Source organism: Blastococcus deserti (assembly GCF_042682525.1).
GTDB lineage: Bacteria > Actinomycetota > Actinomycetes > Mycobacteriales > Geodermatophilaceae > Blastococcus_B > Blastococcus_B deserti.
Genome location: NZ_JBHUHP010000014.1, coordinates 164,627 through 177,404 on the forward strand (window position 1 = coordinate 164,627; position 12,778 = coordinate 177,404).

At 64.9% G+C, this 12,778-nt stretch carries 9 protein-coding genes; 7 read left to right on the plus strand and 2 right to left on the minus strand.

All coding sequences use genetic code 11. From position 1 onward, the window contains the following. The first annotated feature begins 4 nt into the window (after nt 1–4). A complete protein-coding gene (locus ACFSHS_RS14515) occupies nt 5–1,123 on the plus strand; it encodes a glycosyltransferase family 4 protein (RefSeq protein WP_376877467.1) in 1,119 nt (372 codons plus the stop codon). Nucleotides 1,124–1,712: 589 nt separating this feature from the next. Here the strand turns inward: ACFSHS_RS14515 and ACFSHS_RS14520 are convergent. Beyond that, the gene (locus ACFSHS_RS14520; RefSeq protein WP_376877360.1) at nt 1,713–2,897 is read right to left on the minus strand and encodes a hypothetical protein; all 1,185 of its coding nucleotides are present in this window, start codon (nt 2,895–2,897) and stop codon (nt 1,713–1,715) included. A 789-nt stretch (nt 2,898–3,686) separates the two neighbouring features. Here ACFSHS_RS14520 and ACFSHS_RS14525 point away from each other — a divergent pair. From ACFSHS_RS14525 to ACFSHS_RS14535, 3 genes are all read left to right on the plus strand, one after another. Next, on the plus strand, nt 3,687–4,811 hold the full coding sequence (locus tag ACFSHS_RS14525; RefSeq protein ID WP_376877363.1) for a glycosyltransferase family 4 protein: 1,125 nt from the start codon (nt 3,687–3,689) through the stop codon (nt 4,809–4,811). 200 nt (nt 4,812–5,011) lie between these two features. Beyond that, nucleotides 5,012–5,839: a phosphotransferase gene (locus ACFSHS_RS14530; protein ID WP_376877366.1), complete on the plus strand. Its 828-nt coding sequence runs from the start codon at nt 5,012–5,014 to the stop codon at nt 5,837–5,839. 328 nt (nt 5,840–6,167) lie between these two features. Continuing rightward, nucleotides 6,168–6,521, plus strand: coding sequence for an acyltransferase (locus ACFSHS_RS14535; protein WP_376877470.1), 354 nt, complete (start codon nt 6,168–6,170; stop codon nt 6,519–6,521). 15 nt (nt 6,522–6,536) lie between these two features. On the opposite strand, the gene ACFSHS_RS14540 is transcribed toward ACFSHS_RS14535, so the two are convergent. Further along, nucleotides 6,537–7,673 (minus strand): DUF1972 domain-containing protein, encoded by a 1,137-nt coding sequence (locus ACFSHS_RS14540; RefSeq protein ID WP_376877369.1) that lies wholly within the window; start codon nt 7,671–7,673, stop codon nt 6,537–6,539. 243 nt (nt 7,674–7,916) lie between these two features. Between ACFSHS_RS14540 and ACFSHS_RS14545 the strand changes: the two genes are divergently transcribed. The 3 genes from ACFSHS_RS14545 to ACFSHS_RS14555 all read left to right on the plus strand — a co-directional run bounded on the left by ACFSHS_RS14545 (nt 7,917) and on the right by ACFSHS_RS14555 (nt 12,613). After that, the gene (locus ACFSHS_RS14545) at nt 7,917–9,344 is read left to right on the plus strand and encodes an O-antigen ligase family protein (RefSeq protein WP_376877372.1); all 1,428 of its coding nucleotides are present in this window, start codon (nt 7,917–7,919) and stop codon (nt 9,342–9,344) included. Between the two features lie 181 nt (nt 9,345–9,525). Beyond that, a complete protein-coding gene (locus ACFSHS_RS14550) occupies nt 9,526–10,911 on the plus strand; it encodes a tyrosine-protein kinase domain-containing protein (protein ID WP_376877375.1) in 1,386 nt (461 codons plus the stop codon). Nucleotides 10,912–11,239: 328 nt separating this feature from the next. Then, the gene (locus tag ACFSHS_RS14555) at nt 11,240–12,613 is read left to right on the plus strand and encodes a sugar transferase (protein ID WP_376877473.1); all 1,374 of its coding nucleotides are present in this window, start codon (nt 11,240–11,242) and stop codon (nt 12,611–12,613) included. Nucleotides 12,614–12,778: the final 165 nt, after the last annotated feature.

Here is a 12,778-nt window from a genome sequence, read left to right on the forward strand (position 1 = left end):
GCAAGTGGGAAACATACAAGCGCTTCGAGCCAACGGTGTCCATGCCGCTACTCGACGATTGACACATCACCTACAGAACGACGGGCACGTCGTGGAGGTCTGGCACTTCACTCGCGCGGTCACCGCTCCAGCGGAGCGGCTCGACGAAGGTATCAATGTGCTAGATCTGCCGGTACACGCGGTGCGGGGAGTCACCGGAGCCTATCTACAAATCCCGACGAGAGAGGCTCGGTCGATACTTGCTGAGCGGGCGCTGGATATGGACGTCGTTCACCTCCATTCGGTGTTCCAGCCCGACCACTTGTGGGCAGCCCGGCTCGGGCGCCCGTACGTGGTGACGCCGCACGGCGGATACGACGCTGCGACGATGCGAGGAGCCGCCGGCTTGGTCAAGCAGGCACTTGTCGCCGCACATGAGCGACGCCTTCTTCGGTCGGCTCGGGCGGTACAGGTGCTGTCGGGGGAAGAACGACGGCGCGTGAGCCAGTTGGCCCCGGGCAGTAGACTTATTCAGCTCGCGTTCCCGCTCGACCTCGGTGAGCACGTGACGGACGATTACGCGGGGGACGGACCCATACTCTTCGTCGGTCGTCTGGACGTCCGCACCAAGGGTCTAGACCTGCTGCTCGATGCGGTGGCATCCGACGCAGGTCTCCTTGGCGGACGCCAGGTTCTGCTTATTGGACCATCCGTGGGTGACTCTGAGTCGTGGCTACGCCAACGTGCAGGCGCGCTAGGGATAGCTGACCGTGTATGTGTCCGTCGGCCGATCCAGAATCGAAAGGAGCTGGTGCAGACCATGTCGGCCTGCAGCGTGTTCGTTCACACCTCCCGGCGGGAAGGCTTGCCCACCGCAGTGCTCGAGGCGATGCACTGCTCAGTCCCGGTCCTGGTCACGGAAGAGACCAACACCGGGACGTTGGTCCGTACGATGGCCGCCGGCATGGTGGTCTCCGCGGACGCTGCGTCCATCGCGGACGGACTCAGGAATCTTCTTGCCCTATCCGCAGCCGATCGTGACGCCATGGGCAAGCGCGGAAAAAAGGCCGTTCTGGATTCGTTCACATGGGACCGCCTGCGAGACCGCTACGAAGCCATGTATCGCGGCGCGGCACAGGGATGACCATCCCCAAGGACGCTCTGGCCCGTTGGCTCGAGGACATGCGCTCCCTGGGATACGCAGTCGCCAAGGCCCCGGACCTTTGGGCAAACCTGGAGAGGGGTGGGGACTGGGACATCGTGGTGACCGACCCGGGCCTCAGTGAGAGGCTTCTCCACGAACACGTCGGTGAGCCGGTTTCCGTGACTCGTCGTTCGTACGTGACGTCATACGTGTACTCCTGGGGCCACTTGGACTTGCTCCCTGGTATCCAGTGGCGCGCTGTGGAGTTGGCTGACGCGGGTGCCGTCGTCGCCGCCGCTCGTCCTGACGGGGACGGGCACATGGTCGCCTCCCCGGTCCACCAGGCGCTTGCCGCCTGTGTCTACCCTCGGCTGGCGCACGACTCTTTCAAGGAGCGGTACGCCCCGCTCTTGCGTCCGAATGACACGAGGGATGTCGCACAACTGAACAGCGCGCTCCAGCGCATCTTCGGGCCCTGCGTCCCCAACGCTGAGGCCTTCCTACGGACGCCAATCGCCATCCTTCGCCGTCAAGCGCTGAGCCGAGCACTGATGACACCGGGGGGCTGGAAGCGCGGCGTCAGGTTTCTCTACCGGGAGGTTCCACTCCGCCTCGGTGCCTCCTGATCCTTCGCACCGCGACGCAGTCGTCGGTGAAGCAATAGGCCCGCGATGACCGTGCCCGCGGCAAGTCCGAACGGTACTCCCGCCACCAAACCGCCGAGTGCACACGCGGTGGCGGTAACAGTACCGATGACGGTTCCCCACGTCCGCAGCACGAATGTCGTTCTGCTGGGCAATTCGATAAGGGCGCGCACTGATACGGTCTGGGTGAGGCCAATGATGAGAGCCACTAGGAGCCACCCGGCGAGCGACCACCGATCGGGCTGGTAACCATCCCCGACCACCTTTGCGATGGCGTCAAACTGCCAAAGCACGAGTGCCGTGTAGACGGCGGTGGGCACGGTCAGGAGTGCGGTGAGTCGGCCTGATCGATGACGGCGTCGCCCTAGGTGCTCCTCGGCAGACGTGGTGGTCAAGAGGACGCTGGCGAACCCTGCGAGCGCTGTCATCAGGGGGGCGGCGACTAGTCGAGCAAGTTCCAGACTCCCGAGAGCGGACAGAGACACCCCTGCCGCCGTCGCATACCTGACCGCAAGCGTCTGAGCGGATCCTAGGCCCGCCTGCGCTGACCTCCACACGCCGTAGCGGAAAACCTCCGCGCGGAAGGCGAGCTCGCCGAACGACGACCAGATGCGCGTTTTCCGCGGCAATAGCAATTGGGCGTGGAGCACCGCTGCGCAACCGCCGGCCGCCATGGCCAAGAGCACGGTTGTCACGGAGAGCTTGTTGGTGCCGTGCAAGCCTGCAACAGCCACTCCGGTGACGGTGCCGTAGATCAAGTCGTTCACTCCTTGCGACCCGAAACGCAGCGCGGCCATGAGCCTCCGGCGGCCGTACTCCTCGTAAAGCCACACGACCGTGAGGCATGACAGAGCGAGCCCTTCAGCCCGATTCATGCCCAGCAGGATCGCAACAGGGAAGATGATCGAAGCTGCCGCCGCCGTTACAACGTGCTGCCACCAGCGGGCGGCCACCTGCACACGCTCGCCGAGCACGGTGAGCGTGTCTCCCACCCAGCCCGTCTGCAGGGCCGTGGCCAACAATAGGGCGGCGAACGCCAAGCTATAGAGGCCAAACTCCGACGGGCCCAGGAGTGCCGCCACAGCTAGCGAAACCAATAGGTTGGTGAGGCTGGTGGCAGCCTGCGACATGAGCCCGAGCAGGAGCGTACGGCCACGCGTAGATGCAGCCGACAAGCGCTACGCTCCCAACGTCTAAGATCTGCCTGTGAGACGACAGCGTACGGTGCGCGGGAACGTGAACCAGCATAGAGGCTCGTACGTGTGGATCGTCGGGCCGGATGGGTGCGGAAAGTCGAGTGTCGCCAGCGCTGTGGCGGAACGTACGGGCGCACTTCTTCTCTACTGGCGTCCTGGCGCGTTACCAATGGCGCGTGAACTCGTCGGCAGAAGCGTAAGCGAAGGTGTGAATGATCGGCCGCACGATGTTGCGGCCAATAGCCGCGCGAAGGAGCTAGCCCGGGCCCTCTACTATGCCGCGGACTACGTGGTGGGGCACCGAACTATCATTCGTCGCGCTCGGCGTCGTGGTGTTCCTGTCATCGTCGAGCGCGGTTGGTGGGACATGGTGGTCGACTGGCGCCGGTATGGTCTGCGGAGTCCGCGTATTGCTCGGGTACTCTCGCCGCTGATACCCAAGCCACAGGCAATCGTTCTAGTGTGCGCCTCGACGGGCACCGTCCTGCAAAGAAAGCCAGAACTGCCGGCGCATGAGATTGAGCGCCAGTTCGAGGAGTGGCGACAGGTCGCCTGGCCGGATACGACCTTAGTCGAAGTGGACAATGAACGGCCACTCGATGTCGTGACCGACGAGGTCTCCCGGCTAGTCGTAGCCTGGGGAGCAGGGCTGTGAGAGTTGCGGTGATTTGTTATCAGATAGAGCGCGGAAAAGGCTCGGAGCCCGGAAGTGGGTATAACTTCGTGAAGGCCCTGCAGGGGCAGGGCTACGAGATCACCGTAGTGACGCGGCCGAACAATGCTGTCCACCTGCAAGCTGACGAAGACCTCGCTGGTGTCAGGGTCGTTGGATACGACCCGCCCCGAGCGTTCACTAAGCTGAAACGGAACGGCCGGGGCATAATCGCCTTTTATTACGCGTGGCAGGTTGGCGTGGGCCGCCTCCTGAGGCGACTGCATAAGGAGCGCTCATTCGACGTCGTCCATCAGTATAATTTCCACACCGACTGGGCGCCGCACTTCATCAAACTGGAGGATGTCAGGGTCGTGTGGGGCCCCATCTGCCATCAGCCCATGCTCCCGCCCTCGTATGTCCGCCTCGAGCGCACTCGTGGACTTGTCCGCGAAGCGGCGAAAGCCATCACGAAGCGAGTCTTCTGGCATCTGGACCCGAACCTGCGGCGGGCCATATCGGCAACGGATGTAATTCTCTTTGCGAACTCGGACGTGCCTTCCGTCTTTCGCAAGAGCGGAAAAGTGCAATTTCAGACGTTCGGCGGCGGCCTGGCCGGTCAAAAAGTCTCAAGTGGCGATGCGGCGGGCCCACTCCGGCTGCTGCATGTTGGTCGGTCGGTGTCCATCAAAGGTGGCGCGGTGGCGCTTGAGACCGTGCGCGCCACGCGCCTTCAAGGCGCTGACGCGTCTCTAACGATGGTGGGAGACGGGCCCTTGCGCAGTCGCTTGGAGCGCCATGCTGCATCTCTCGGGATAGCGGATCATGTGCGTTTCATTCCTTGGCTGGATCAAGCGGCGCTACGGCATCTGTACGCGGAGGCCGACGTGTTCCTGTATCCCAGCCTCGCCAATCAGGATGGCGTAGTCGCGGAGGCTCTTGCCGCTGGCCTGCCGGTAGTCGGCGTAGCGGGCACCGGTACGGAGGCAATGGCAGCGGACGCTGGCCTTTGGGCCCCTAGACGTCCTCACGGCGACTTGGTAGCTGGGATGGCCGAAAAGATCGCAACTCTGGCCGAGGAGCGACATGCTGCGGGTGAAGCGTGGAGCCGCCGACGCCACCGTGCCATCGAACGATCACGCCAGCTGAGCTGGGGCGCTACGGCCTCGGCGATAGCAAAGCGGTACGCCAACTGATGGTGCAGGTGCACTGGCTCAGGGGCCTGTCGCGGAACCCGCGGTACATCGGAGTAGGCCCGAATCCCGGCCGCCTGTACCCTCTACTGGGCTACCTGGACGGGATGCGGGGTGCGCTAGAGCGGGCGGCACTCGCGCTGCCAGTCCCAGTCTTGAGGCGGCCTGGACTCCCCGAGCCAGCGGGGTCGACTCTGCACCGGTTGTCGGAAGCCAGCGCTGAACCACTCCGAGCGCTACTGCTCTACACGGGGTACTACAAGAACACTCTGTTCGTGGGCCCGGTCATCCTCCGGCACGGGCACGAGCCGGTCTTCTGGAAGGCCTTTCGCGGCACCAAAGAATTGGAACTAGAGCTCCGGCGCGTCGAAGGAGTCCGCGTTCTCATAGGAGGTTCCTTGCGCATGGCGAACGGACATCACGTGGGCGCCGAGGTCATCCAGTATCAGCACTTGCCCAGGAGCAAGCGGAGGCTCAGCGAGGCAACGCTGGCGCAGGTTGCCATCGAGATGGGCTGGCGTGCACAGAGTGCGGCGGTCACACGGGAGACTTTCGGTGTGGATCCCGCCGTCGTCCTCGATGCGGCTCGAGTGCGGGAGTTCGCGGATGTAACCGGAATCTTGGATCCGACCGTCGTCGACGACCTGCTGACGGACCTCCCGCGCTGCCTGGCGGCAGAGCTCTACCTCAGTCATGGCGACTTCACCGGGAGGAACGTCTTTTCTCTGTATGGTGGCGGGGTTGGAGTTGTTGATTATGACGCAGTGGGAATGCGTCCAGCCTTCTTCGACGTCGTGCACCTCGTCTGCCAAAGCAGTGTCGACGCGGGGCGGCAGCCTCCGGTGGCGGAGTTGCAAGGTCTCTTAGCCTCAGTGGTAGGGGCGTCCCGTGCGCGTGAGCATCTGCGACTATGCCTCTTCTGGGACTGGTACGAAAACATGCTCCAATACCTTGACCATCCGGAGAACCGTGGTCGAACAGGTGCGGCGGTCGCCTTGAGACTTGCCGCCTGGAGGCAGTGTCGTGAATAGAACCATCGCCAGTCGCGTGCTGCACCATGCCCGTACGCGGGCGGGGCGGTCCGGTGAGGTAGACCCTCTGTTGCCCGCGGGCCTCGCTGTCAGTATCAGCCGCCGTGCGATGGTCCAGTTGATTCGAGGGATTGGTCGTGTCCGTGCTCCCGCCTTCTTGGGGAAGGCTGTTCGAATCAGAGGGAAGCGCGGAATCGATTTTGGCCCATGGTGTAGTGTCGGCGCCTACTCCGAGCTCGACGGCTACGCCAGTGAACGGGTGCGGCTTGGGGTCGGATCACGAATCGGCGCCTACTGCGTTGTCACCGTCACGAGCCACGTGTCACGAATGGGGAAGGGTTTCTCACTGGGAGCGCGAAGCGGTCTGGGGGACTACTGCCACGTGGGGGCGTCGGGCGGGGTGGTCATCGGCGATGACGTCATTTGCGGCTCCTACGTCAGTTTCCACTCTCAGGAACACGTCTTCAGTGACTCATCACGCCCTGTACGAGATCAAGGTGTCACTGAGGTGGGCATCTCGGTGGGCGATGGCTGCTGGTTGGGGGTGAAAGTGACCGTGCTCGACGGCACGGTCATCGGCCCTAACTCTGTTGTTGCTGCTGGGGCCGTCGTTAAGGGAAATTTCCCCCCGCGATCGTTGATAGCTGGCGTCCCGGCGCGCGTCATCCGATCGCTGGACTAGACCGACGCTCACTCGTCAACGGCGAGACCCCGACTGTTGTGCCGCCTCATCCAGTGCCTCCGCGTAATCGTTCAAAACATCCGACCACAGGTAGCGAGCCCGGATGATCTCACGTCCGGATTCAGCCAACTTCTGACGGCGGGCCGGATCGACTAAGAGATCGCCAAGCATGGTGGCCAAGTACCTCGCCTCGCCCGCGCGGTAGACCGGCCACCCATCGCCGAGAACCTCTCGGTTGTAGACGGTCCCGAGTGCGACGGTGGGGCTGCCGTGACCAAGCGCTTGCAGCAGAGCCGGATTGGTGCCTCCGACGGAATGACCGTGCACGTAGACAGCGCAGTGCTGCCAAAGCTCCTCCAGCAAAGATTGGTCCGATACATGCCCCAACCACAAGAGGGACGGTCGACGCCGCTGCAGCTCGCGGAGCCTGTGCTCGATTGCTGACCGTCCGACGGATGACCCGACCACAACGGCCGGGACGCCGGTGTCCAGGCTCTCCAGTGCGTCCAGGAACAGATCCACGTTGTTCTCCGGAACCAAGCGAGCCACTACCAGAAGATACGAATCAGGGCTCAGGCCGAGTGCTTCGATCCGTTCGGAACTTCGCGCGCTGGTCACATCCGCCCCGTATGGGATGAAACGGGAAGATCTGGCGAAACGGCGGGACCAATAGTCCCCAATGGCGCGGGAGTCCACGACGATGTTATCGGCGTATCTGGCCGTTAGGCGCGCCCCGCTCATGAAGACCGCCTTGCCGAGTCGGCTCCATTTGTTGCGTTCCCATTCTATGCCGTCGACGTTGACAACGCTGGGGACGCCCTTCCTCTTCAACAGGGGGAGCCAATAGCCATTCGCCACATTGAGCACCAGTGCCGCGTCAAACTGCTGACTGGTCGCATGGCTTACGGCAGTCAATCCGTAGCTGAGTGTGCTGGTGATTCGGCGGTCCAGGCCGGGCGTATGGACCACGCGGACGCCGTCAATCATCTCCGTGTTGGGGCGAAGGCGTGCCTCGCGGCCGTAGACAGTGACGTCCGCACCACGTTTGGCGAGATGGGGCGCCAATCTACGCACGAAGGTTTCGAAGCCCCCATACGTACTGGGGTAACCGCGAGACCCGATGATGGCGTAGCTACGCTGCTGTTTTGGCACGCGAACATGTTGCAGGGTCACGGGTAGCTGCGCGATGTGACGTGGGTCGCGGTCCCTCACTCGTGCCTGGAATGCCGACCCCGTGTAAGGCCCGACGGGTGACGTGCGTCGCCGTACGCCGCCGCCATCGTCCTCCGATGCGAGCTCGCCGCCGCACCGGGACCCTCCCTTCAGGCGCCGGATGTCTCACCGTGTGTAGGCGCTGCGGGAACTGGCGCGAGATCCGGTGGCTACGCTGCCGGGGTGGATCCCTGGCTACTGGCGGCGACGAGCGCTGTCGTCGGCTTCGTGTTTGTCGTGCTGCTTTGTCTCGGCAAACCGCTCGCCGGACCCGCGGCCACGATCGCCTGGGGATGCGCTGTGTTCACCGCCGAGGCTGGCCTCGTCGGAGCCGGCACCACGAGTGGAAGCACTCTGACGTTGCCCAAGCTAATTCCCCTGTTCGTACTCCTGGTGGCTTGCGCATGGCTGGCCCTCAACTCACGTCCATCCAGCGATTACGCCGTCAGCCCACCGCTGCGTTGGGCTATCTGGTACGTGTGCTGGCTCGTCCCTTGCGCGCTTCTCGGGCCCTATCCTCTCAGCGGACTTCTCCGAGTGGCCCAGATCGCCCTTCCGCTCGTCGTGGTCATCGTCGTTCGTCGCGCGGCCGCGTCCGGCACTGCGGGATTGCTCGGCGCAACCATCGTGGGGTGCGCGGCGCACGTCGTCTACGCGGTATTCGTGGACGCGGATTACGTAGGCGTCGAGGGCGAGCAACGACTTACGGGGCTCCTCATCGCCAATACGTTTGGATTGGCCGCCGCGGTGACGCTGGCCGGGGCATTCGGCGTCTGGTTGGGCAAGGCCAGTAGGCGGGGGCCAGCCCTGCTGCTCTGGACGGCCATCGCCGTCTCTGGGTACGCCCTGGTGCAAGCTGCCGCCCGAACAGCAGCCATCGCCGTCCTCCTCGCCTTGGTGGCCGCCATTTCGTCCACATGGCGGCTCGGCAAGACATCTCGTGGCCGAGCCGCCATGTCCGGCGGCGCTCTTGTGATGACGGTTGTCTACGTCATCTTCCAGCCCCAGATCTACTCTTCGGCCGCATCGTCCTTCATTCGCGGCAATACGGAGCTGTTCACGCTCACCGGGAGACTGCCCCTCTGGGGGGATTTGCTCACAGCGGTCGCTGACAACCCACTCTTCGGATACGGTCCAGCTGCCTTCAGGAACCACGCGCCGGAGCTTGGGAGGTACCTCACGGCTTCAGAGTTGGGGCTCTCGGTCGCTCACAATGCGCTGGTCGAGGCTCTCGTCTCGGGGGGCCTCATCGCTGGTCTCCTATGGCTGGCCCTGATGGTCAGTACCGCTCGTCACGTAGTCAGGGTCCCCAAATCACTGCGTCCAGTCGCCGTCGCGCTGTACATGGTGGGCGCCGTGTCTGCCATAACGTCCAGCAGCGCCGCCGGTATCGGCATGGGCTGGTATCTGCTCCTAGCCCTCGCGGTGTTACCGGTCATGCCCAGTCCCGCGGTGCAGGAATCGCCAGTGCTCGTCCGGGCAAGCGCCTCGCTCTTTCGCCGACGCAAGTCAAGTCCGGGAGGTGGACTGGTGCCGGCACGCGTCCCGACGCAAGGCACCAGGTATGCGGCCAGACGTGCTGCTTCGACGCGCCCCGCCGGATCACGGTAGAGCCGGCTTGCTTGCCCTGGTCTGTCGTCCCTCCGTCGAATGGCAGCCCCTTGGCTGAGGGGCGGAAGTCGTGAGCGATGCGGCAGGATCGCCGCCAGGTCTTCCTGACGCGGCTCATCGCCGAGCCAGTCAGGGTTGCGACCACACGGCGCGGCAGATGGCTTCGACGAACGGGGACAGGGTGGAGATCCGCGAGGGGCTCGCTGCACTGCGGGCAGCGTGGTGGTTGCCTCTGATCGGTCTGCTCCTCGGCGGCGGTGCTGCCGCCGCAATCAGCCTGCTGCAGACCCCGCTGTACACCTCGCAGTTGCAGCTCTTCGTGTCGACCCCGACATCTGCTTCCACCGCTGAGGCATTTCAGGGCAATCAGCTCAGCCAGCAGCGCGTCACCTCCTACGCTCGGTTGCTTTCGGGTGAGGAAGTCGCTGGCCGTGTCATCGACCGGCTAGATCTCAACCTTGCGCCGTCGGCGTTGGCTGGGCGCATCACTGCCACGGCCGGCCAGGACACGGTCTTGATCGACGTGACGGTGACCGACGCGTCTGCGGAGCGAGCACAGCGAATCGCGGCTGCGGTCGGCGGCGAATTCAGCGCCTTCGTTAGCGAGCTTGAACCGGCGGGCGCGACCGGTGAGCCGCCGGTCAGGATCACGGTCGCTGATGCGCCTGATGTCCCCAGCGCACCTAGCTCGCCGCAGACGGCACGCAACACGGCTCTTGGCTCTCTCATAGGCCTGCTCGTCGGCGCTGGGCTGGCCATACTTCGGGCGCGGCTCGACCGCTCCGTGAAGGATCAGGAGGTGGCCGGGGAGATCGCCGGTGCGCCCGTGATTGGCGTCGTTCTCCGCGATGAAGCTCTGGTCCAGCGGCACGCCATCGAGCGTTCCTCGACCAGTCGCACAGCCGAGGACTACCGACAGTTGCGAAACAATCTCCAGTTCCTCAACGTCGACGAGCCGCCGAAGGTCATCATGATCTCGAGTGCGCTGCCGGCTGAGGGCAAGACGACGGCCGTCGTCAACCTCGCCCTCGCTCTCGTGGACGCGGATCGCAGGGTCACCATCGTGGAGGCTGACCTCCGGCGGCCGAAGGTTACTCGCTACCTGGGTTTGGTAGGCGGCGTCGGGTTAACCAATGTGCTCAGCGGTTCGGCTGACCTGGCTGATGTTGTCCAGAGCCACGGCGATGGCCACCTCGGCGTCATCGCCGCGGGACCGACGCCTCCAAACCCCGGCGAGCTGCTCGCGTCGAGCCACATGGCTGAGCTGCTCGACAAGCTGCGCGGCACCAACGACTTCATTCTGGTCGATGCTCCGCCGTTGCTGCCTGTCGCCGACTCGTCGGGCCTAGCGGTGCACACCGACGGGGTCCTGCTGTCCGTGCGCTACGGCGCCACTACTCGCGACCAGTTGCAGCAGGCGGCAGCCACCCTTCAGCGCGTCGGTGCCAAGACGCTCGGCGTGATCCTCAACATCGTCCCGCCGAAGGCCGAGGTGGCCACAGCCTACGGCTATGGATATGGCTACGAGGCCAACCCCGCCCAGAAGGGGGGCAAGCGGAGGGCATGACGGTCTCCCACGCGTGGAGTAACCAGGCGGCGTGGAACGAGTCACACCGGAGCCGTTGCCCCCTCCCGTTATCTAGTTGTACGCGCTACATTCACCGAGCCGGTTGAACGATGAAGTTCCTGGTGATGCCAGGCGTTCGTCGGAGGGCACGGGGCCCTCGCGGGTAGGTCCACGGGGGTGCCCGATTTTTCTGCTTGACGCACGTCCCGACGACGCTGCGCCCTTCACGCAGCGACCGGCTGCTCGCGGCTGGCACTCGTACGCCGCTCGCTTTCGCGGTGCAGGCACCGAGGCCCGCCGCGCCTGGCGGGGCGCCTACGTCCGACGCATCGTCGTCGGCGACGTCCTCTGCGCGGCCCTCGCCGGCCTGGCCGGTTACGTGGTCCGCTTCGGCCCGGAGGGCGGAGCGACCCCGTACGCCTCCCTGTGGGCGGCGCTCCTGCTGCCGTTGATCTGGGTCGGCTCCATGCTCGTCGCCCGTAGTTACGAGCAGCGCTTCCTCTGGGTGGGGGCCGAGGAGTTCCGCCGCGTCTTCTTCGCCGCCATGATGCTGCTCGCCACTCTTGGCACCGTCTCGTGGGCATTCCGCCTGGAAGTGGCTCGCGGCTTCGTGGTCATCGCCGTCCCGCTCGCTGCCTCGCTCACGCTGGTGCACCGCTACACGCAGCGACAGATGCTGCATCGGGCACGCCGACGCGGCGAGCACCTGCAGACCACCCTGCTGGTCGGCCACCGCAATGCGGTGGCCGCCCTCGACGAGCAGCTGGACCGTGAGGCGTTCCACGGGTACCGGGTCGTCGGCTGCTGCCTGCCCGCTGATCAGTTCAGGCCGGAAGCGGACGCCTTCAACGGCTTGCCGGTGCTCGGAGGCCTTGATGAGGTCGCCGACGTCGTGGCCCGCTACGAGGTCGACACGGTCGCCGTCCTGCCCTGCCCTGAGCTGGACGGGCCAGCGCTGCGCCGCCTCGGCTGGGACCTGGAGAAGACCCGAGCCGAGCTGCTGTTGGCCCCTGCGGTCACCGAGATCGTCGGTCCCCGCGTGCGTATCCGGCCGGTCTGCGGGCTTCCCCTGATGCACATGGAGCGGCCTGAGCTGACCGGCATCCGCCGACTGGGCAAGGCACTCTTCGACAAGGTGGCCGCGAGCCTGGGTGCCCTCTTCCTCCTACCTGTCCTCCTCGGTCTGGCGCTGGCCGTGAAGACGACCAGTCGCGGGCCCGTCTTCTTCCGGCAGGAGCGCGTCGGCAAGGACGGACAGACCTTCTCCATGCTCAAGTTCCGCAGCATGGTCGTCGGTGCCGACCGCATGGTCGATGAGCTAGCTGCGGCGAGCGACGGCAACGGCGTCCTGTTCAAGAAGAAGAACGACCCTCGCATCACCTCGGTGGGGCGCGTCATGCGGCGCTACTCGCTTGATGAGCTCCCCCAGTTGTTCAACGTCATCCGTGGTCACATGTCCCTCGTCGGGCCGCGACCGCCGCTGCCCAGCGAGGTCGAGCGGTACGGGTTCGACATGCACCGCCGCTTCCTGGTCAAGCCCGGCCTCACCGGTCTCTGGCAGATCAGTGGCCGCTCTGACCTCTCGTGGGACGACTCGGTACGCATCGATGTCAGGTACGTCGAGAACTGGTCGCTGACCTTCGACTTCATGATCCTCTGGAAGACCGTCGGCGCCGTGGTCCGCGGCTCCGGCGCCTATTGAGTCGCGCACGGTGCCCTGAGCAGCGGAGTTGCCCGGCCTTCTCACCCGTGCGCCCGTGTCGCCACTGTCGGGCCTGACCCGATGGGGTGAGGGCACCGTCTTGGCCGGGCGGACCGGCGGCCGCAGCCGCCAGGATGGCCGACACCTCCCCCGAACGGCAGGCGA

Coding starts and splice junctions, on each gene's coding strand:
- ACFSHS_RS14520 (WP_376877360.1), bottom strand. CDS start 2,897: ATGTCGCAGGCTGCCACCAGCCTCACCAACCTATTGGTTTCGCTAGCT.
- ACFSHS_RS14535 (WP_376877470.1), top strand. CDS start 6,168: ATGGGGAAGGGTTTCTCACTGGGAGCGCGAAGCGGTCTGGGGGACTAC.